This window comes from Amycolatopsis iheyensis, from assembly GCF_024703995.1.
Classification (GTDB): Bacteria; Actinomycetota; Actinomycetes; order Mycobacteriales; family Pseudonocardiaceae; genus Amycolatopsis; species Amycolatopsis iheyensis.
Map to the genome: position 1 here is coordinate 79115 of NZ_JAMXQV010000013.1, position 18393 is coordinate 97507.

Annotated in this window: 21 protein-coding genes; 13 read left to right on the forward strand and 8 right to left on the reverse strand. The window is 71.3% G+C overall.

All coding sequences use genetic code 11. The features are described 5' to 3' along the window. The 5 genes from M8542_RS24225 to M8542_RS24245 all read left to right on the forward strand — a co-directional run bounded on the left by M8542_RS24225 (position 1) and on the right by M8542_RS24245 (position 4236). Positions 1–1155, forward strand: coding sequence for an acyl-CoA dehydrogenase family protein (locus M8542_RS24225; protein ID WP_257922519.1), 1155 nt, complete (start codon positions 1–3; stop codon positions 1153–1155). Further along, a complete protein-coding gene (locus M8542_RS24230) occupies positions 1152–2060 on the forward strand; it encodes a bifunctional MaoC family dehydratase N-terminal/OB-fold nucleic acid binding domain-containing protein (protein WP_257922520.1) in 909 nt (302 codons plus the stop codon). The genes M8542_RS24225 and M8542_RS24230 overlap by 4 nt, the downstream gene beginning before the upstream one ends. Further along, complete coding sequence (locus M8542_RS24235; RefSeq protein ID WP_257922521.1) at positions 2057–2443, forward strand: MaoC family dehydratase; 387 nt, start codon at positions 2057–2059, stop codon at positions 2441–2443. Before M8542_RS24230 ends, M8542_RS24235 begins: the two co-directional genes overlap by 4 nt. Next, complete coding sequence (locus M8542_RS24240; protein WP_257922522.1) at positions 2440–3615, forward strand: lipid-transfer protein; 1176 nt, start codon at positions 2440–2442, stop codon at positions 3613–3615. The genes M8542_RS24235 and M8542_RS24240 overlap by 4 nt, the downstream gene beginning before the upstream one ends. Positions 3616–3687: 72 nt before the next feature. Then, on the forward strand, positions 3688–4236 hold the full coding sequence (locus M8542_RS24245) for a DUF5134 domain-containing protein (protein WP_257922523.1): 549 nt from the start codon (positions 3688–3690) through the stop codon (positions 4234–4236). Between the two features lie 4 nt (positions 4237–4240). Here M8542_RS24245 and M8542_RS24250 read toward each other — a convergent pair whose 3' ends face one another. Genes M8542_RS24250 through kstD form a run of 6 tightly spaced genes read right to left on the reverse strand, consistent with a single transcriptional unit; the run spans position 4241 to position 9662 of the window. Then, a complete protein-coding gene (locus tag M8542_RS24250; protein ID WP_257922524.1) occupies positions 4241–4696 on the reverse strand; it encodes a riboflavin kinase in 456 nt (151 codons plus the stop codon). 34 nt (positions 4697–4730) lie between these two features. Further along, positions 4731–5579 carry an enoyl-CoA hydratase ChsH3 gene (chsH3, locus tag M8542_RS24255; RefSeq protein ID WP_257922525.1) on the reverse strand — a complete coding sequence of 283 codons (849 nt, stop codon included), beginning with the start codon at positions 5577–5579 and terminating at the stop codon, positions 4731–4733. A 10-nt stretch (positions 5580–5589) separates the two neighbouring features. Next, on the reverse strand, positions 5590–6618 hold the full coding sequence (locus M8542_RS24260) for a ferredoxin--NADP reductase (RefSeq protein WP_257922526.1): 1029 nt from the start codon (positions 6616–6618) through the stop codon (positions 5590–5592). Then, entirely contained in the window at positions 6611–6868 is a 258-nt protein-coding gene (locus M8542_RS24265; RefSeq protein ID WP_257922527.1) for a hypothetical protein, read from the reverse strand. The genes M8542_RS24260 and M8542_RS24265 overlap by 8 nt, the downstream gene beginning before the upstream one ends. After that, the gene (locus M8542_RS24270; protein WP_257922528.1) at positions 6865–8001 is read right to left on the reverse strand and encodes a 3-ketosteroid-9-alpha-monooxygenase, oxygenase component; all 1137 of its coding nucleotides are present in this window, start codon (positions 7999–8001) and stop codon (positions 6865–6867) included. Before M8542_RS24270 ends, M8542_RS24265 begins: the two co-directional genes overlap by 4 nt. After that, a complete protein-coding gene (gene kstD, locus M8542_RS24275; RefSeq protein ID WP_257922529.1) occupies positions 7998–9662 on the reverse strand; it encodes a 3-oxosteroid 1-dehydrogenase in 1665 nt (554 codons plus the stop codon). Before kstD ends, M8542_RS24270 begins: the two co-directional genes overlap by 4 nt. Positions 9663–9762: 100 nt before the next feature. Between kstD and M8542_RS24280 the strand changes: the two genes are divergently transcribed. The 8 genes from M8542_RS24280 to M8542_RS24315 all read left to right on the forward strand — a co-directional run bounded on the left by M8542_RS24280 (position 9763) and on the right by M8542_RS24315 (position 17022). Beyond that, positions 9763–11361: an FAD-binding protein gene (locus M8542_RS24280; RefSeq protein WP_257922530.1), complete on the forward strand. Its 1599-nt coding sequence runs from the start codon at positions 9763–9765 to the stop codon at positions 11359–11361. Between the two features lie 34 nt (positions 11362–11395). Continuing rightward, positions 11396–12559, forward strand: a complete 1164-nt coding sequence (hsaA, locus tag M8542_RS24285; RefSeq protein ID WP_257922531.1) for a 3-hydroxy-9,10-secoandrosta-1,3,5(10)-triene-9,17-dione monooxygenase oxygenase subunit — start codon at positions 11396–11398, stop codon at positions 12557–12559. Continuing rightward, the gene (gene hsaD / locus M8542_RS24290) at positions 12559–13401 is read left to right on the forward strand and encodes a 4,5:9,10-diseco-3-hydroxy-5,9,17-trioxoandrosta-1(10),2-diene-4-oate hydrolase (RefSeq protein ID WP_257922532.1); all 843 of its coding nucleotides are present in this window, start codon (positions 12559–12561) and stop codon (positions 13399–13401) included. The genes hsaA and hsaD overlap by 1 nt, the downstream gene beginning before the upstream one ends. Then, positions 13401–14312 (forward strand): iron-dependent extradiol dioxygenase HsaC, encoded by a 912-nt coding sequence (hsaC, locus tag M8542_RS24295; RefSeq protein ID WP_257922533.1) that lies wholly within the window; start codon positions 13401–13403, stop codon positions 14310–14312. The genes hsaD and hsaC overlap by 1 nt, the downstream gene beginning before the upstream one ends. After that, on the forward strand, positions 14309–14848 hold the full coding sequence (gene hsaB / locus M8542_RS24300) for a 3-hydroxy-9,10-secoandrosta-1,3,5(10)-triene-9,17-dione monooxygenase reductase subunit (RefSeq protein ID WP_257922534.1): 540 nt from the start codon (positions 14309–14311) through the stop codon (positions 14846–14848). Before hsaC ends, hsaB begins: the two co-directional genes overlap by 4 nt. A gap of 58 nt (positions 14849–14906) precedes the next feature. Beyond that, on the forward strand, positions 14907–15968 hold the full coding sequence (locus M8542_RS24305) for an alpha/beta fold hydrolase (RefSeq protein ID WP_257922535.1): 1062 nt from the start codon (positions 14907–14909) through the stop codon (positions 15966–15968). 121 nt (positions 15969–16089) lie between these two features. Beyond that, on the forward strand, positions 16090–16689 hold the full coding sequence (locus M8542_RS24310) for an Rv1733c family protein (RefSeq protein WP_257922536.1): 600 nt from the start codon (positions 16090–16092) through the stop codon (positions 16687–16689). 105 nt (positions 16690–16794) lie between these two features. Further along, positions 16795–17022: a hypothetical protein gene (locus tag M8542_RS24315; RefSeq protein ID WP_257922537.1), complete on the forward strand. Its 228-nt coding sequence runs from the start codon at positions 16795–16797 to the stop codon at positions 17020–17022. Between the two features lie 53 nt (positions 17023–17075). Here M8542_RS24315 and M8542_RS24320 read toward each other — a convergent pair whose 3' ends face one another. Further along, positions 17076–17330: a Smr/MutS family protein gene (locus M8542_RS24320; protein ID WP_003092780.1), complete on the reverse strand. Its 255-nt coding sequence runs from the start codon at positions 17328–17330 to the stop codon at positions 17076–17078. Continuing rightward, on the reverse strand, positions 17327–18388 hold the full coding sequence (locus M8542_RS24325; RefSeq protein ID WP_257922538.1) for an MBL fold metallo-hydrolase: 1062 nt from the start codon (positions 18386–18388) through the stop codon (positions 17327–17329). The genes M8542_RS24320 and M8542_RS24325 overlap by 4 nt, the downstream gene beginning before the upstream one ends. Positions 18389–18393: the final 5 nt, after the last annotated feature.

Genomic DNA, 18393 nt, shown 5'->3' on the forward strand with positions numbered 1-18393 from the left:
ATGCACGTCGAACTGACCGCGGCGCAGAAGGACCTGCGTGCCGAACTGCGCGCGTACTTCGCCGGGCTGATCAGCCCCGAGGAGCGCCGGGCGATGCTGCGTGAGCGGCACGGGCCGGTGTTCCGCGAGATCGTCGCCCGGATGGGCCGCGACGGCCGGCTCGGCGTCGGCTGGCCGGAGGAGTACGGCGGGCAGGGCTTCGGCGGGATCGAGCAGCACCTGTTCGTCGACGAGGCCGCGCGCGCCGACGTCCAGCTGCCGTCGGTGACGCTGCAGACGGTCGGGCCGACCCTGCAGCAGTTCGGCACCGACGAGCAGAAGGCGTTCTTCCTGCCCAAGATCCTGGCCGGCGAGATCCACTTCGCCATCGGCTACACCGAGCCGGAGGCGGGCACCGACCTCGCGGCGCTGCGGACCACGGCGGTGCGCGACGGCGACGAGTACGTCGTCAACGGCCAGAAGATCTTCACCACCGGCGGCCACGACGCCGACTACATCTGGCTCGCCGTGCGGACCGCGCCGGACGCGCCACGCCACAAGGGCATCTCGATCCTCATCATGGACACGAGCGACCCCGGTTATTCGTGGACGCCGATCATCACCTGCGACGGCGCCCACCACGTCAACGCGACGTACTATTCGGACGTTCGCGTGCCGGTGAACCGCTTGGTGGGCAAGGAGAACGAGGGCTGGCGGCTGATCACCACGCAGCTCAACCACGAGCGCGTGATGCTCGGCCCGGCCGGGCGGATCGGCGGCCTGCACGACCGCGTGCGGGCCTGGGCCGCCGCCCACGACCTGCTCGACCACGCCGACGTGCGGGCCGTGCTCGCCGAGACGCTGGCCGTGACGCGGGTCAACGAGCTGCTGAACTGGCAGGTCGCGGTGTCCTCGGCGAGCGCGCCGGTGGCCGTCGCCGACGCGTCGGCGACCAAGGTGTTCAGCTCCGAGGTCATCCAGCGGATCGGCCGGCTCCTCGAAGAGCTCGTCGCCCGCCACGGCGACCTCGCCGATCCGGACACCGCCGAGCTGGCCGAATGGCTGGACGTCGCCGCCAAGCGGAACATCGTGCTGACGTTCGGCGGCGGAGTCAGTGAAATCCAACGGGAGCTGATCGCTTCGATCGGCCTGGGCCTGCCGAGGGTGCCGCGATGACCATTGAGGAAACCGCCCGGGAGATCGCCGCACGCGGCGAGTGCGCGCCACGCCTGGCGCGCGACCCGGTGAACCAGGCGATGGTGAACAACTGGGTCGAAGCGATCGGGGACACCAACCCCGTCTACACCGACCCGGAGTTCGCCGCCCGGAGCGTCCACAAGGGACTCGTCGCGCCGCCCGCGATGGCGCAGGTGTGGACGATGGGCGGCCTGAACGTGCCGCGTGGCACCGACGACCCGCTCGGCCTGATGATGGAGCTGCTCGACGAGGCCGGGTTCACCTCCGTCGTCGCGACGAACTCCGAGCAGACCTACCACCGCTACCTGCGGCCCGGCGAGCAGGTCGAGGCGCGGACGGCCCTCGAAAGCGTGGTGGGGCCGAAGAAGACGGCACTCGGCGAAGGCTGGTTCGTCACCACGCGGATGACCTGGTACGTCGAGGACGAGCCCGTCGCGGAGATGATGTTCCGCGTCCTCAAGTTCCGCCCGCCCGCGCCGAAACCCCCGCCCGCGCCGGTGCTGCGCCCGGTGATCAGCCGCGACACGGAGTTCTTCTGGGACGGACTCCGCGAGGGGGAGCTGCGGATCCAGCGCTGGGGCGAGACCCTGCGGCACCCGCCCGGGCCGATGCCGCCCGACGGCGACCTGGACACGAAGCCGGACTACGTGGTGGCGAGCGGCCGCGGGACCGTCTTCTCCTACGTCGTGCACCACCACCCGCCCGTGCCGGGCAAGGAAATGCCGTTCGTCGTGGCGCTGGTGGAGCTGGAAGAAGGGGTCCGCGTGCTGGCCGAACTGCTCGACGCCGCACCCGAAGAGGTCCACATCGGACTGCCGGTGGTCGCGGCGTTCGTCCGCGTCGACGACGACCTGACGCTGCCCGCGTGGAAGGTGGCCCGATGACCGTCGCCGAGGGAACCGAACTGCCGCCACTGACGATCGAGGCGACACCGACGTTCGTGGTCAGCACCGCGCTCGCCACCCGCGACTTCCAGGACGTGCACCACGACCGCGACTCGGCGGTGGCGCGCGGGTCGAAGGACATCTTCCTCAACATCCTCACCGACACCGGCCTGGTGCAGCGGTTCGTGTCGGCGTGGGCCGGGCCCGAGGCGCTGATCCGGTCGATCAAGATCCGGCTCGGCGTGCCCTGCTACGCCTACGACACGCTGACGTTCACCGGCCGGGTCGTCTCCCGCGACGGCAACGACGTCGTCGTGTCGGTGTCCGGAGTGGACTCGCTCGGCGAGCACGTCGCCGGGACCGTGGAGGTGACGTTGCCGTGACGCTTTCGGGCCAGGCGGCCATCGCCGGGATCGGCGCGACGGAGTTCTCGAAGGACTCCGGACGCAGCGAACTGCGGCTGGCGGCCGAATGCATCTCCCACGCACTCGCCGACGCCGGGCTGAAACCGTCCGATGTGGACGGCCTGGTGTCGTTCACCATGGACGGCAACGCCGAGATCGCGGTCGCGCGGGAGCTGGGCATTCCGGAGCTGAAGTTCTTCAGCCGGATCCACTACGGCGGGGGCGCCGCGGCGGCGACCGTGCAGCAGGCCGCGATGGCCGTGGCGACCGGCGTCGCGGACGTCGTCGTCGCGTACCGGGCGTTCAACGAACGCTCCGGGATGCGGTTCGGTCAGGTGTCCGCGGCCGCGGCCGGGCAGGTCAACTCCTCCGGCGTCGACAACGCGTTCCACTACCCGATGGGCATCGCGACCCCGGCGGCGACGGTCGCCATGGTCGCGCAGCGCTACCTGCACGACTACGGCGCCACCAGCGAGGACTTCGGGCGGGTCGCGGTCATCGACCGCAAGCACGCGGCCACCAACCCGAACGCGTGGTTCCACGGGCGGCCGATCACCCTGGAAGAGCACCAGTCGTCGCGGTGGGTGGCCGAGCCCCTGCACCTGCTCGACTGCTGCCAGGAGAGCGACGGCGGCGTGGCGCTGGTCGTGACCAGCGTCGAGCGGGCACGTGACCTCGCGAAGCCGCCGGCGGTGATCGCGGCGGCGGCGCAGGGGAGCGGGCCGGACCAGTACGTGATGACCAGCTACTACCGCGACGATCTGGCCGCGTTGCCGGAGATGGGGGTCGTCGGGCGGCAGCTGTGGGCGCAGTCCGGGCTGGCGCCGTCCGATGTGGACGTCGCGGTGCTGTACGACCACTTCACGCCGTATGTCCTGATGCAGCTGGAAGAGCTGGGCTTCTGCGGCCGCGGCGAGGCGAAGGACTTCATCGCCGACGGCGCGCTGGAGCTCGACGGGGTGTTGCCGCTCAACCCGCACGGCGGCCAGCTCGGCGAGGCGTACATCCACGGGATGAACGGCATCGCGGAGGGTGTCCGGCAGCTGCGCGGCACGGCGGTCAACCAGGTCGCCGGCGCGACCCGGGTGCTGGTCACGGCCGGCACCGGGGTGCCGACGAGCGGGCTGGTCCTGACGGCTTCACCTCATTGACGGCTGGTGCGCGACCGGCGTGGGTGTCACGGTGGAGAGACCACCCACGACGGAGAGTGAGGCCGCCTCGCGATGCTGGTGCAGTGGGCGCTGACCGCGGTGTTCGCGGCGCTGGCGCTGCCGTGCGTGCTGCGGCTGGTCCGGCTCGACTACGCCCGGCTGGGGCCGCGGGTCCGCCACGGCGACCTGGCGGAGTTACTGCTGGTCGTCGCGATGGTGGCGATGCTCTCCCCGGTGGGCGGCCCGATCCCGGCGGCGGGCTGGCAGGCGGTGCTGGTGCTGACGGCGGGCTGGTTCGCGGTGGCCTGGTGGCGCGGCGGCGCGGGCTGCGCCCACCACGCGCTGTCGGCGGTGGCGATGCTCTACATGGTGACGGCGATGCCCCACGCCGGGATGAGTCACGAACCGTGGCTGACGATGTCGGAGGCCCGCCTGGCGTTGCCGCTGGTGGCGGTGGCCGTGGCGGCGTACTTCGTGCTGGACGCGGCGCGGGTGGGAGTGCTCGTGGTGCGGGGGCCGGCGGTGGCTGCCGGGACCGCGCCCGGGCAGGCTTCGCGGGCGGTGTGCCGCGCGGTGATGGGAGCCGGGATGGGGTACCTGCTGCTGGCGTCGGCTTTGTGACGGTTCAGCCGACGAGCCGGCGGACCTCGCCGGGTGCGCTTTCTTCGACGGCCGGCAGCGCCGCGGCCGGATGGGCCGCCGCCCACTGGGTCGCCGCCGCGATGTCGCTCTTCAACGCCGTGATCAGGTCCTCCGCCGACGCGTACGCCTCCTGGTCGCGCAGGTGGGAGCCGAGCCAGACCACCAGCGTCTCGTCGTACAGGTCGCCGGCGAAGTCCAGCAGGTGGGCCTCCAGCAGGCGGTAGCCGTCCGCACCGTAGTACGTCGGCCGGCGGCCGACCGAGATCGCCGCCGGGACGTGGGTGCCGTCGGCGCGGCGGACCCAGCCGGCCCACACCCCGTCGCCGACCGAGCCGGCCTGGTCGCGCAGGGCGATGTTCGCCGTCGGGAAGCCCAGCTCACGGCCCCGCTCGTCGCCGTGCTCCACCGCGCCGCGCACCACGAAGTATTCCGAAGTCACCCCACCACGTTAGCGGGCCACAGCCGGGGCCTTCTCACGAAGTGGGCACCAGCACGGTGTCCGTCAGCACCGGGGCGTCGTCGCGCTCGACGGCCGACGTCGTCACCAGCAACCGGTCGGCCTCGCGCCACACCCGGACGCGCAGCGTCTCGCCCGGGAACACCACCCCGGCGAACTTCGTCGCGAACGACGCCACCCGTGCCGGGTCGCCGGCCAGGAACTCGTCGACCAGCACCCGCGCCACGATCCCGTACGTGCACAGCCCGTGCAGGATCGGCCGGTCGAACCCGGCCGCGCGGGCGAAGGCCGGGTCCGCGTGCAGCGGGTTCCGGTCGCCGCACAGCCGGTACAGCAACGCCTGCTGGGGCAACGTCGGCACGGCCAGGACGGCGTCGGGCGAGCGGGTCGGCCACTCGATCCGGTCCGACGGCCCCCGCGAGCCCCCGAAACCGCCCTCACCGCGGGCGAAGATGCTCGACCGGGCCGTCCACAAAGGATCGCCGGCCGACGACGTGACCGTGACCTCCTGGACGACCACCGCCGCCTTGCCCTTGTCGAAGACGTCCGCGATCCGCGACCGCGCCACCGCCTTGCCCGACGTCGGAATCGGCCGGTGCAGGGTGATCTCCTGCTTGCCGTGCAGCACCTTCGCCAGGTCGATCTCGACGCCGGGGAACGACACCGCCGGCGGGTCGAACACACGCAGGTTGGCCGCGACCGTCGCGAACGTCGGCAACACCACGAGGTCCTGCTCGTAGGTGTAGCGCAGCTCGTCCGGGCCCGCGCCCAGCGCCAGGTGGTAGAGCAGCACGTCCGACGACGTCCAGGCGAAGTTCACCTCGCCGATCTCGGCGCCGATGGCGACCGCGGGATCGATGGGCACGCGGGGACTCCTATTCGTAGCTGATCGAGACGTCGTCGGTGACCGGCAGCGACTGGCAGGCCAGCACGATGCCGTCCGCGATGTCCTCGGCGTCCAGGACCTCGTTGTGCAGCATCTTCACCTCACCGGAGACGATCCGGCACGCGCACGCACTGCACTGTCCCTCGCGGCACGAGTACGGCGCGTCCAGGCCCGCGTCCAGCAGGTGGTCCAGCAGCTTGCGCTGCCGCGGCCAAGCCATCTCCCGCGTCTCGCCGTCGAGGGTCACGGTCAGCGACGCGGGCGCTTCGTCCGAAGGCTCCTCCTCGACGACCGTGGCTTCGAACGGGTTCCCGGTCAGCGACGTGAACTTCTCGACGTGCACCCGGTCCCGCGGCACCCCGAGCTGCCCGAGCGCCTCCCGCGCGGCCGCCATGAACGGCGCCGGCCCGCACAGGAACGCCTCGTGCGACGTGTACGCCGAAGCCAGCCCCCGCAACTGCGAGACGTCGGGGAGCCCTTGGACGCTCTCCAGCCAGTGCACGACGACCAGCCGGTCGCCGTACCGCTTCGCCAGCGAAGCCAGCTCGCCCGCGAAGATCACCGAACTCTCGTCGCGGTTCGCGTAGACGAGCACGACCCGGCCGGAGCCGGTTTCGAGGGCCGTCTTGAGGATCGCCATCACCGGCGTGATGCCGCTGCCGCCGGCGAACAACAGGAAGTCCTCGTCGACCGACGTCGGGCAGAACACCCCGGCCGGCGCCAGCACGTCGATCGCCATGCCCGGCTTCAGCGACGCGCAGACCCAGCTCGACCCGTACCCGCCGTCGGTGCGCTTGACCGTCACCTGCACGCGGTTCTCGTGCGGCGCGCTCGAGAGCGAGTAGCACCGCGCCACCGAACCGGTCTGCTCGCTGGGGATCCGCAAAGTCAGGAACTGGCCTGCCGTGTAGGAAAACGCGTCGGAATGCTCGGGCGGGATCTCGAAGACCACCGACCGCGCGTCCGGCGTCTCGACGACGACGTCGGCGACCGTCAGCGTGTAGACCCGCTCACCCATCGGCCACCGCCAGCTCGCCGTCGCGCACCGCGTCGCCGATGCTGTCCGCCAGCTTCGGGCACGTGTCGAGCAGCGCCGACGGGCCGTCCGCGTCCGCGAACACCGGGCAGCTGTCGGCGGGCCGGGACGTCCACTGGATGCTCGTGTGCTGGATGCTGTTCTTCTTCACCAGCACGCACGTCCCGCAGGCGCGGCACTCGTGCGGCCGCAGCCCGCCCGACAGGAACTCCGTCTGCTCGGCGGTCGTCACACTTCCGCCTCGGTCTTCTGGCGGGCCAGGTTCTCCGCCACCTCCGCCGCCCACGCCTCATTCGCCTTCGAAGTGTCCACTTCGAACTCGAAGCGGCGCGTCATGTCCTCGGTGACGTCCGCGGCGTCGACGTAGAACTGCTGGTACCAGCGGCGAAGCTGGTAGACCGGACCGTCCTCTTCGCACAGCAGCGGGTTGTCGATCTGCGTCTTGTGCTTCCAGATCTCGACGTCCTGCAGGAACCCGGCGCCGATGCCCTTGGCCAGCTTCGCCGCGATCTTGTCGGCGTGCTCGTCGGTCAGGCCGTGCTGCTTCTTGACCTTCATCCCGTACTGCAGCACGAACGACGTCGGTGTCACCGGGTAGTGGCAGTTGATGAGCACGCTCTCGATCTCGTAGCCCTGGAACGAGTTCACCAGCTTGTTGATCATGTAGGACGGGCCGAAGTACGACGCCTCCGACCGCAGCAGGTTGTCCTCGCCGCCGTAGTTGGACGCCATGCCCATGTCCGGGCGGCCCTTGGTGTTGAGGTACTGGGTGGCGATGTGGCCTTCGAAGACGTTCTTGAAGTACGTCGGGTACGCGTAGTGGATGTAGAAGAAGTGCGCCATGTCGACGACGTTGTCGATGATCTCGCGGCAGTTCGAGCCGTCAATGAAGATCGAGTCCCAGGTCCAGTTGCTCCACTCGGGACTGTCGGCGGCCTCGATCCGGGGGATGGCCAGCTCTTCCGGCGGCGGGTTGCCCTCCGGGTCGTGCCAGACCATCAGCTGGCCGTTCTGCTCCGACGCCGTCCACGACCGCGTCCGCGCACGCAGCGGAACCCGCTTGGCGTAGGGGATCGAGACGCACTTGCCCTTGCCGTTCCAGCGCCAGTCGTGGAACGGGCACGCGACTTCGTCACCCTTGACGCTGCCCTGGGTGAGATCGCCACCCATGTGCCGGCAGTAGCCGTCGAGGACGTTCAACGCTCCGTGCGAGTCGGCGAACACCACCAGCTTGGTGCCGAACGCCGTGACGGCGTGCGGCTTCCCGTCGCGGAAGTTCTCGGCCAGGCCGAGGCAGTGCCAGCCCCGCGCGAACCGGGTCGGCGGCTCACCGGCGTAGATCGTGCGTACGGACTCCTGCGTCATCGCTCGCCTCCCGTGGTCCCTTGATCTTCGTGCGCCAGCCGCGTCGCCGCAAGGTAGCCGAACACCATGGCCGGGCCGATGGTCGCGCCCGGCCCGGCGTACGTCCGGCCCATCACGGCCGCGCTGACGTTGCCCGCGGCGGACAGGCCCGGCACGACCGAGCCGTCCTCCCGCAGGACTCGCGCCTGCTCGTCGGTCCGCAGCCCGCCCTTGGTGCCGAGGTCGCCCGGCACGATCTTCACCGCGTAGTACGGCGCCTTGTCGAGCGGGCCGAGGCTGGGGTTGGGCTTGTTGCGCGGATCGCCGTAGTAGTGGTCGTACTTGCTGACCCCGCGCTGGAAGTCTTCGTCGACGCCGTTGCGGGCGAAGCCGTTGAAACGCGTCACCGTGGCCTCCAGGCCGTCCGCCGGAACGGCCATCTTCTCGGCCAAGCCGGCCAGGGTCGACGACTTCACCGCGATCCCGGCCTTGAACCAGCGGCCGGGCAGCGGTTGACGCGGGCCGACCCCGGTGAACATGTACCGGTCCTTGTAGCGCTGGTCGAACACCAGCCAGGTGGGGATGTGCTCGCCCGGGCCGTCCCCGGCGCCGTACATCGCGTGCACGGCCTCGACGTAGGGCGCCGACTCGTTGACGAACCGCTCGCCGCGCGTGTCGACCATGATGCTGCGTGGCCGCGACCGCTCGGCGAGGGCGAACCACGGCCCGCCGGTGAGCGGCAGCGACGGCCCCCACCAGGCGTCGTCCATCAGGTCGAGCGCGGCGCCGAGCTTGAGGCCGGCGGTGATGCCGTCGCCGGTGTTGGCGGCCGCGCCGACGGTCCAGTCGATGCCGATCGGGGCGCGCTGGTACTTCTCGCGCATCTCGAGGTTCTGCTCGAAGCCGCCGCTGGCGAGGATGACCCCGCGCCGGGCCCCGACGACGCCGTCCGCGGTGACGACGCCGGTGACGCGGTCGCCCTCGACCTGGAGATCGACCAGCGGCGTGTTCAGCCGGACGTCGACGCCGGCCCTGGTCAGGCCCACCCGCAGGCCGGCCGCAAGCGCTTGCCCCATGCTCAGCAGGCGCTGCCCGCGCACGCGACCGACGAGCCACTGGACACCCAGCGACAGCATCCGGACGACCCCGCGCGGGTGCCGGGCCAGGAGGCTCAGCCAGCGGTAGTCGGCCTGGGTGATCGGCACGCCGAGCGGGGGCGCGCTGTAGGGCGGTTCGAGGTGGGCCAGCTCGGCGCCGAGCAGCTTGCCGTCGAAGGCCATCGGCTCGACCGAGCGGCCGCCGGAGCGCCCGCCGGGGGCCTCGGGGTGGTAGTCGCTGTAGTCGCGGACCCAGCGGAACCGCAGCGGCGTGTGGTCGCAGACGAACTTCAGGACCTCGGGGCCGTGGTCGAGGAACGTGTCTCGCCGGACGGCCGGGACGACGTCGCCGACGATCGAGGCCAGGTACTCGTGCGCCCGCTCGGGTGGTTCGTCGATCCCGGCGGCGCGCAGCGCGTGGTTGCCCGGCAGCCAGACCCCGCCGCCGGAGCGGGCGGTCGAGCCGCCGAAGCAGGGCGCTTTTTCGAGGACGACGACGCTCAGGCCGTGGTGGGCCGCGGCCAGCGCGGCGGTCATCCCGGCGGCGCCACTGCCGACGACGACGACGTCGAACTGCTCCGTCATGCCACCTCACTTGTAACGTGTTCCACAAGAAGAGTATCCAGTTGAGAGCCGCTTTCGCTCACCATAGACGAGAACGTGTTTCAGTTCTAGGGTAGCGACCATGGACGAACTCGTCGCGGACGTGGTCATCGTGGGGTTCGGGGCGGCCGGCGCCTGCGCCGCCCTCGAAGCGGCCGACGCGGGCGCCGAAGTCATCATCGTCGAACGGTTCGCCGGTGGCGGCGCGAGCGCGGTCAGCGGGGGCGTGGTCTACGCGGGCGGGGGCACCGCCCAGCAGCTCGACGCCGGCGTCGACGACTCCGTCGACGCGATGTACGCCTACTTGAAGCTCGAAGCCGGGGACGTCGTCGCCGACGAAACGCTGCGCCGGTTCTGCGAGGGCAGCCGCGAGATGATCACCTGGCTGGAAGGCAACGGCGTGCCGTTCGAAGGCAGCCTCTGCCCGTACAAGACCTCGTACCCGAGCGACGCCCACTACCTCTACTACTCCGGCAGCGAGGCCGCCGGCGGGTTCCGCGACGCGGCGAAGCCCGCCCCGCGCGGTCACCGCGTCAAAGGGCCCGGGACCTCGGGGAAGATGCTGATGACGCGCCTCGCGAAGGCGGTGCGCGACCGGGGAATCCGGGTGCTGACCCAGACGCACGTCCGCGGCCTGGTCCAGGACGACGGCCGCGTCACCGGGCTCGTCGCCGACACGCTGCAGAACGCGCCCGCGGGAGTCAAAGCGCGGCATCGGCGGCTCGCCCGGTACGCCGCCAAACCCGGGATCTACCTGCCCTCGCTGCGCAAGTCGCTGCACCGGCGCGTCGAACGCTTCGAGCGCGCGCACGGCCGCGAGCTGCGGATCACCGCCCGGCGCGGGGTCGTGCTCGCCGCGGGTGGCTTCATCGCGAACCGCGAACTGGTGCGCGAACACGCACCGGCCTACCGCGGCGGGCTCGCGCTCGGCACGTCCGCGGACGACGGCTCGGGGATCCGGCTCGGCGTCGAGGCCGGCGGTGCGACCGGGGAAATGGGCCGGATCTCGGCCTGGCGGTTCGTCACGCCGCCCAGCGCGTTCCTCGGCGGGATCATCGTCGACGCCGGGGGCCGGCGGGTCATCGACGAGTCCCGGTACGGCGCCGCCGTCGGTGAGAAGCTGATCGAAGAGCACGAGAGCACGGGCTGGCTGCTCGTCGACGCGCCGATCGTCGCGGAGGCCCGGAGGGACGGCCGGAAACAAAGCCAGTGGTTCCAATGGCTCCAGCTGCGGTACCTGCTGCGTCGCGGCCGGGTCATCGGTGCGACGGTCGAAGAGGCCGCGCGCAAGGCCGGCGTCGACCCGCAGGGGCTCCGCGCGAGCGTCGAGGCGTACCACGGCGCGTCGGATCCGGCCGGCAAGCCCGAGGAGTTCCGGCGGCGGCTGGAGAACCCGCCGTTCTCGCTCATCGACATCTCGGTGCGGCCCAACCTCGGGTACCCGACGCCGATGCTGACCCTCGGCGGCCTGGTCGTCGACGAGGACACCGGCGCGGTCCGGAGCACGGCGGGGGCGCCGATACCCGGGCTGTACGCCGCCGGCCGCACCGCGGTGGGAATCTGTTCCAGGTCGTACGTGAGCGGGCTGTCCCTGGCCGACTGCGTGTTTTCCGGCCGCAGGGCGGGGATCAACAGTGCCCTGGCGCAGGGTGTTCTCGACAAAAACGAGAACGTGTTCTAGTCTTGGGGAGTAGCGAAACGAGAGAGGACTGCGCATGAGCGAGCAGGTGATCGCCGGGGTCCGGGACCTCCTGCCGGTCCTGCGGGAACGGACCCAGGACACCGAGGACGCGCGCCGCGTCCCCGAGGAGTCCGTCAAGGCCCTGCAGGAGACCGGGTTCTTCAAGATGCTGCAGCCGAAGTCGTACGGCGGCCTGGAAACGGACCCGGTGAGCTTCTACACCGCGGCCAAGCTGATCGCGAGCGCGTGCGGGTCCACCGGCTGGGTCGCCTCCATCCTCGGCGTCCACCCGTGGCACGTGGCGCTGTTCGACGCGCAGGCGCAGCAGGAGGTCTGGGGAGCCGACGAGGACGTGCGGATCTCCTCGTCGTACGCGCCGATGGGCAAGGCCGAAGTCGTCGAGGGCGGCTACCGGCTGTCCGGCCATTGGAGCTTCTCCTCCGGCTGTGACCACTGCACGTGGGCGCTGCTCGGGGGGCCCGCGTTCAAGGACGGCAAGCCGGTCGACTTCTGCACCTACCTGGTGCCCGCGGCGGACTACTCCATCGTGGACGTCTGGGACACCGTCGGCCTGCGCGGCACCGGCTCGAACGACGTCGTCGTCGAGGACGTCTTCGTGCCGCAGCACCGGGCGCTGAGCTTCATCGCGACGTCGAAGTGCAAGACGCCGGGCCAGGCCGTCAACCCCGGCCCGCTGTACCGGCTGCCCTACGGTTCGGTGCACCCGACGACGATCACCGCGCCGATCGTCGGGATGGCGCAGGGCGCCTACGACGCGCACGTCGAGCACCAGCGCAAGCGGGTGCGGGCCGCGTACGCCGGCGAACAGTCCAAAGAGGACCCGTTCGCCAAGGTGCGGATCGCCGAGGCGGCCAGCGAGATCGACGCCGCCTGGCTGCAGCTGACCCGCAACATCGACGAGCTTTACGAGCTGGCCAAGCGCGAGGAGCGGCTGCCGAGCGACCTGCGCCTGCGCGTCCGGCGCGACCAGGTGCGCGGCACCGAACGCGCGATCGCCGCGATCGACCGGCTCTTCGAGAACTCCGGCGGCCGCGCGATCCAGCGCGGCACGCCGATCCAGCGCTTCTGGCGCGACGCGCACGCGGGCCGCGTCCACGCGGCCAACGACGCCGAGCGCGCGTACGTCATGTTCGGCACCGGCGCGTTCGGCCAGACGGTCGAGAACGGGATGTACTGATGGCCCCGGAAGGGAAGTACGTCCAGGCGGGCGGGCTCCGGCTCCACTACCACGAAGCCGGCGTGGAACACGCCGAGACGGTGATCCTGCTGCACGGCGGCGGGCCCGGCGCGTCGGCGTGGAGCAACTTCGGGCGCAACCTGCCGGAGTTCGCCAAGCACTACCGCACGATCGCCGTCGACCAGCCCGGCTTCGGCCGCTCCGACAAGCCGACCGAGCACCCGCAGTACTTCCGGCACAGCGCGGACGCCGTTCTCGGGCTCATGGACGCTTTGGGGATCGACCGCGCCCACTTCGTCGGCAACTCGCTCGGTGGCGGCGCGGCGGTGCGGTTCGCCCTGAACCACGGCAAGCGCGCCGGCCGGCTGGTGCTGATGGGGCCGGGCGGGCTGAGCGTCAACCTCTTCGCGCCCGATCCCACCGAGGGCGTCAAGAACCTCGGCAAGTTCGGCGCCAAGCCTTCGCGGGAGCGGATGGAAGCGTTCCTGCGGATCATGGTCCACGACCAGGGGCTGATCACCGACGAGCTGATCGACGAGCGCTTCGCCGCGGCGAACACCCCGGAGTCGCTCGCCGCGATGCGGGCGATGGGGATGTCGTTCGCCCACCCCGAAACCTACGAAGAAGGCATGCTCTGGCGCGAAGCCCACCGGCTGCGCCAGCGCGTGCTCCTGATCTGGGGCCGCGAGGACCGCGTCAACCCCCTCGATGGCGCTTTGGTGGCCCTGAAGACGATTCCGCGCGCGCAGCTGCACGTCTTCGGCGGCTGCGGGCACTGGGCCCAGCTGGAGAAGTTCGACGAGTTCAACCGGCTGGCCCTCGACTTCCTCGGGAGTTCCTGATGGGCATCCGGTCACTGGGCTACCTCCGCATCGAAGCCACCGACATGGCCGCGTGGCGCGAGTACGGGCTCAAGGTGCTCGGCATGGTCGAAGGCAGCGGGACCGACCCGGACGCGCTCTACCTGCGCATGGACGACTTCCCGGCGCGCCTGGTCATCTCGCCCGGGTCCGCGGACCGGCTGGCCGTCACCGGCTGGGAGGCGGCCAATGCCGGCGAACTCGCCGAAATCCGGTCGCGTTTGGACAGTGCTTCGGTGCCGTACAAGGAGGGCACGCCCGACGAGCTGGCCGACCGCCGTGTCGACGAGCTGATCAGCTTCGACGACCCGTCGGGCAACACCCAGGAGGTGTTCCACGGCGTCGCGCTGCAGCACCGGCGCGTGGTGAGCCCGTACGGGCACAAGTTCGTCACCGGAGAGCAGGGCCTCGGTCACGTCGTTTTGTCTACAAAGGACGACGAGGCGTCGCTGCGGTTCTACCGTGACGTCCTCGGCTTCCGGCTGCGCGACTCGATGCGCCTGCCACCGCAGATGCTCGGCCGGCCCGCCGACGGCCCGCCCGCGTGGCTGCGGTTCTTCGGCTGCAACCCGCGCCACCACAGCCTGGCGTTCCTGCCGATGCCGACGCCGTCCGGGATCGTGCACCTGATGGTCGAGGTGGAGAACACCGACGACGTCGGGCTCTGCCTCGACCGCGCGATCCGCCGGAAGGTGCCGATGTCGGCCACGCTCGGCAGGCACGTCAACGACCTGATGCTGTCGTTCTACATGAAGACCCCCGGCGGCTTCGACGTCGAGTTCGGCTGCGAGGGCCGCCAGGTCGACGACGACAACTGGATCGCCCGCGAGAGCACCGCGGTTTCCCTGTGGGGCCACGACTTCTCGGTCGGCGCCCGGCCCCCGGGCGCATGACCGCGGTGGCGGTCGACCAGGCCGGCTTCCGCAGTGTGCTCGGGCACTTCTGCACGGGCGTCACGGTGGTCACCGGCCGCGACGGGGACACCCTGGCCGGGTTCGCGTGCCAGTCGTTCGCGGCGCTGTCGCTGGACCCGCCGCTGGTGCTGTTCTGCCCGGCGCGCACCTCGCGCACGTGGCCGGTGCTGGCGGCGGCGGGCCGGTTCGCCGTCAACGTCCTGGCCGAGGACCAGCAGGAGGTCAGCGCGGTGTTCGGCGCCCGCGGCGAGGACAAGTTCGCCCGGGTCGGCTGGACACCGGCGCCGTCCGGGGCCCCGCTGCTCGACGGTGCGCTGACGTGGATCGACTGCGCGCTGGAAGCCGTGCACGAGGCCGGTGACCACTACGTGGTGATCGGCCGGGTGACGGCGCTGGGTGCGCCTTCGGACGCGCGGCCACTGCTGTTCCACCGGGGGCGCTACGCGGTGACGGAGCCGGCGCGTGACGCGCTGGCGGCGTTGATGCCCTGGCCGCGTCCCGACGATTGGCTTTGAGTAACGGGCGGGGTGCCGCGGGCGACTTCCCGGGAGTCGTCGCCCGAGGAGGACTTCCGTGCTGCTGTCCGGTTTCCCGGCCGCCGAGGTGGAGTTCGACCGGACCGGCGCACTCGTCGGCGACCGCGGCGCGGCCGTGCGGGCGCTCGCGGCCGATCCGGCGGTCACCGACCTCGTCGTCCTGACCCACGGCTGGAACGACGACCACCTCGTCGCGCGGCTGCTCTATTCGGCGCTGGCCGGGTCGGTGCGTGCGGTTTCCGGCGACCGGCCGGGCCGCCGGCTCGCGTTCGCCTGCGTGCTGTGGCCGTCGCGCAAGCTCGCCGAGGGCGGTCTGGCCGAACGGCTGGACCTGCTGCGGGACCTCGTGCCCGAGCAGCGGCTGACCATCGACGCTGCCGCCGACCTCGTCCCGGCGCTGACCGCCCGCGCGACCGCGCGCACGGCGTTCGCCGCCGCGCTGCTCTCGGCCGCCGCCCGCGGCGCCGACGACCCCGAAGACGCGTCGACGCAGCTGTTCACCCTTCCCGGCGGCACGGTGATGGATCGCCTCGGCGTCGACGCGGCCGCGCACCTGCTCGACTTCCTCGCCTACTACGAGATGAAGGCCCGCGCGGGCCTCATCGGCGTGCACGGGCTCGCGCCGCTGCTGGCGACCTTGGCCGGGCCGAAGCTCCACCTCGTCGGCCACAGCTTCGGCGGCCGGCTCGTCACGGCCGCGGCGAACGCCTGCCCGGCCGGGTCGCTGGCCACGCTGACCCTGCTGCAGGCGGTGTTCTCTGACGACGGCTTCGCCGGATCGTTCCGCCGGGTCGTGGCCGAGGGGGTGGTGACCGGGCCGATCCTCGTCACCCACTCCGCGCACGACGTCGCCGTCGACGTCGCGTTCGCGATCGCGTCCCGGATCGCCGGGTCCGACGGCTTCGGCGCGATCGGCCGCTACGGCGCGCAGCGGACCGCCGAGGCGGTCGCGGCGGAGCTGTTGCCGGTGGGTGGGACTTACCGGTGGCGGGCGGGTGTCCCGCACAACCTGCTGGCCGACCGGTACGTCCACGGCCACACCGACGTCTGCGGGCGGCAAATTGCTCACGCGCTGTGGTCGGCGATCGCGGCGAGTTAGCGCGACCGGGTGGTTGTGCACGGTTTCACTAGTGGGCCGCATCCCATTCGCGAGAGAAAGTCGAGAGGTCGCGCGCACACTGTTATCGAGATGAAGTTTTTCTGGGAGGAGTGAGTCGCGCATGCGTGGGCCCAGCGGACGGATCGCCCGGTTCCGGCGCCGGTTGCACCCCGGCCGGAACCCGCTGACCAGGTTGGGCGACCGGGTCGAGGCGACCCTGCTGCTCCTGGTGTTCGCCGGCGCGCTGCTGGCGCTGCCGTTCGCCGCGGCGTTCGGCTCCGAGACCTACGCCTCGCAGACGGTCCGCGCCGAGCAGGAACGCACCACACGCCACCAGACGACGGCGGTTTCGCTGGCCGCTGCCCCCAACCAGACCTACAGCACCGACGGCGCCGGCGCCCCGGCCGACCAGACCACGGTCCAGGCCGCCTGGTTCGACGCACGCGGCGCCCGCCACACCGGCGACGTCCTCGCCGACGCGGGCAGCCCGGCCGGCACGCACGTCTCGATCTGGCTGGACCAGCGCGGCGAGCTGACGAACGAGCCGCTTTCGCCGTCGACCTCGGCGGCGGACGGCGTCTTCGCGGCGATCCTGCTGTGGGTGGCGATCACCGGCGCGTTGGCCGGGCTGTACGGCATCGGCCGGTTCGCGGTGGGCCGCCTCCACGCGTCGGCGTGGGACCGCGCCTGGGCCGAAGCCCGCCACGACAGCCGGTTCTGATCAGGACGGAAAACCGGCCGAACCGAGCAACGTTGCCACCCGATCGACCGATACGTCGAACGTGTACGAGAAGCTGAACGCAGCTGTCCGCGCTGGAGCACCGGCGTGATTCAGCGCTCCGTCAAGACCCGCGAGCCGCTGCCGGCGGCTCTGCACCTGATCCATCTCCTGATTACGCTGGTCACTTGCGGGATTTGGCTTCCGGGATGGATCACGGTCGCGATCATCGGCAAGCGGACGACGACCACCGTCACGCCCGTCTGGGGCGTTCCGGAGGAATTCCGCGTCAACGGCGGAATCTGGCGCTGGGACGGACAGCGGTGGACGGCCTGACGGACAATCGGGCCGAGGACACAGTGTGGCAACTCACCGCGACCGCGGGCTGATCATTTCCACCGGAAGTGCACGAAGACCCGGCCGAAGTTGTCCTTGTCCTTCTCGACCCGGTGGTAGAGCGCCTTGACGTCCTTGCGCTCGAGGAACCGCAGGACGTGCTTCTTCAGCTGACCGGAGCCCTTGCCGGGGATGATCTCGACGAGCGGCGCCTTCTTGGCGACCGCCTCGTCGATGATGGCCCGCAGCGCCCGGTCGATCTCCCCGCCGCGGTTGTAGATGTCGTGGAGGTCCAGCTTCAGCTTCACAGCGCCTGCCACCACCCGTCGACCGCCGGCGGCTCCGCGACGTCCATGCGCTCGCCCGGCCGGGGGATCGCCAGCGCCAGGTCCGCCGCCTTCGCCTCCCGCCAGACGCGGTCCGCCGGCTCGCCCCAGGGGTGCATCGCCAGCTGGAACGTCGCCCAGTGGACCGGGACCAGCAGCTTCGCCCGGACGTCGAGGCCCGCCGCGACGCCTTCCTCCGGTGTCATGTGGATGTCCGGCCACTGCGGGGCGTACGCGCCGATCTGGATGAGGGCGGCGTCGAACGGCCCGAGCTCGGCGCCAATTTTCGCGAAACCGTCGAAATACCCCGTGTCGCCGCTGTAGAACACCCGGTGCGCCGGGCCCAGCATCGCCCACGACGTCCACAGCGTGCTGTCGTTCGAGATGCCGCGGCCGGAGAAGTGCTGGGCCGGTGTCGCGACGAAGCGGACGCCCGCCACCGTCGCCTCTTCGTGCCAGTCGAGCTCGACGATCCGGTCGGCCGGCACGCGCCAGCGTTCCAGGTGCGCGCCGACGCCGAGCGGCACCAGGAATGGCGCCCGGGTCGAGGACACCAGCTCACGGATCGTGGCCAGGTCGAGGTGGTCGTAGTGGTCGTGGGAGATGACGACGGCGTCGATCCGGCCGAGGCCGCTCAGGGGCACCGGCGGCTCGTGCAGCCGCCGCGGGCCGGCGAACGCGGCGGGGGAGACCCGGTCGCTCCACACCGGGTCCAGCAGCACGCGGGCGCCGTCGAGCTCCACCAGCGTCGAGGCGTGGCCGTACCAGGTCAGGTGCAGGCCCTCGGCCGACTCGACCGGCGCCGACGTCACCAGCGGCACCGCGTGGGCGGGTTTGCGCAGCTCGCGGTGCTCGCCGAAGAACATCTCGCGGAAGATGGTCCGCATCGACGAAGCCGTCATCGGGACCCGGGGCGCGGTGTTGCGGAACACCTTCCCGTCGAACTGCGGCGACGAGCGGACCCGCTCGGCCCGCGCCCCGGCGGCCTTTGCGCCGAACGCCGCCGGGAAGTCCAGCAATGCCGCGATCGTCTTCCTCATGCCCC

What these genes read in the sequence shown, in the direction of transcription:
- M8542_RS24225 (WP_257922519.1), top strand. Translation starts at nt 1, where the DNA reads ATGCACGTCGAACTGACCGCGGCGCAGAAGGACCTGCGTGCCGAACTG.
- M8542_RS24230 (WP_257922520.1), top strand. Translation starts at nt 1,152, where the DNA reads ATGACCATTGAGGAAACCGCCCGGGAGATCGCCGCACGCGGCGAGTGC.
- M8542_RS24235 (WP_257922521.1), top strand. Translation starts at nt 2,057, where the DNA reads ATGACCGTCGCCGAGGGAACCGAACTGCCGCCACTGACGATCGAGGCG.
- M8542_RS24245 (WP_257922523.1), top strand. Translation starts at nt 3,688, where the DNA reads ATGCTGGTGCAGTGGGCGCTGACCGCGGTGTTCGCGGCGCTGGCGCTG.
- M8542_RS24260 (WP_257922526.1), bottom strand. Translation starts at nt 6,618, where the DNA reads ATGGGTGAGCGGGTCTACACGCTGACGGTCGCCGACGTCGTCGTCGAG.
- M8542_RS24270 (WP_257922528.1), bottom strand. Translation starts at nt 8,001, where the DNA reads ATGACGCAGGAGTCCGTACGCACGATCTACGCCGGTGAGCCGCCGACC.
- kstD (WP_257922529.1), bottom strand. Translation starts at nt 9,662, where the DNA reads ATGACGGAGCAGTTCGACGTCGTCGTCGTCGGCAGTGGCGCCGCCGGG.
- M8542_RS24280 (WP_257922530.1), top strand. Translation starts at nt 9,763, where the DNA reads ATGGACGAACTCGTCGCGGACGTGGTCATCGTGGGGTTCGGGGCGGCC.
- hsaA (WP_257922531.1), top strand. Translation starts at nt 11,396, where the DNA reads ATGAGCGAGCAGGTGATCGCCGGGGTCCGGGACCTCCTGCCGGTCCTG.
- hsaD (WP_257922532.1), top strand. Translation starts at nt 12,559, where the DNA reads ATGGCCCCGGAAGGGAAGTACGTCCAGGCGGGCGGGCTCCGGCTCCAC.
- hsaC (WP_257922533.1), top strand. Translation starts at nt 13,401, where the DNA reads ATGGGCATCCGGTCACTGGGCTACCTCCGCATCGAAGCCACCGACATG.
- hsaB (WP_257922534.1), top strand. Translation starts at nt 14,309, where the DNA reads ATGACCGCGGTGGCGGTCGACCAGGCCGGCTTCCGCAGTGTGCTCGGG.
- M8542_RS24310 (WP_257922536.1), top strand. Translation starts at nt 16,090, where the DNA reads ATGCGTGGGCCCAGCGGACGGATCGCCCGGTTCCGGCGCCGGTTGCAC.
- M8542_RS24325 (WP_257922538.1), bottom strand. Translation starts at nt 18,388, where the DNA reads ATGAGGAAGACGATCGCGGCATTGCTGGACTTCCCGGCGGCGTTCGGC.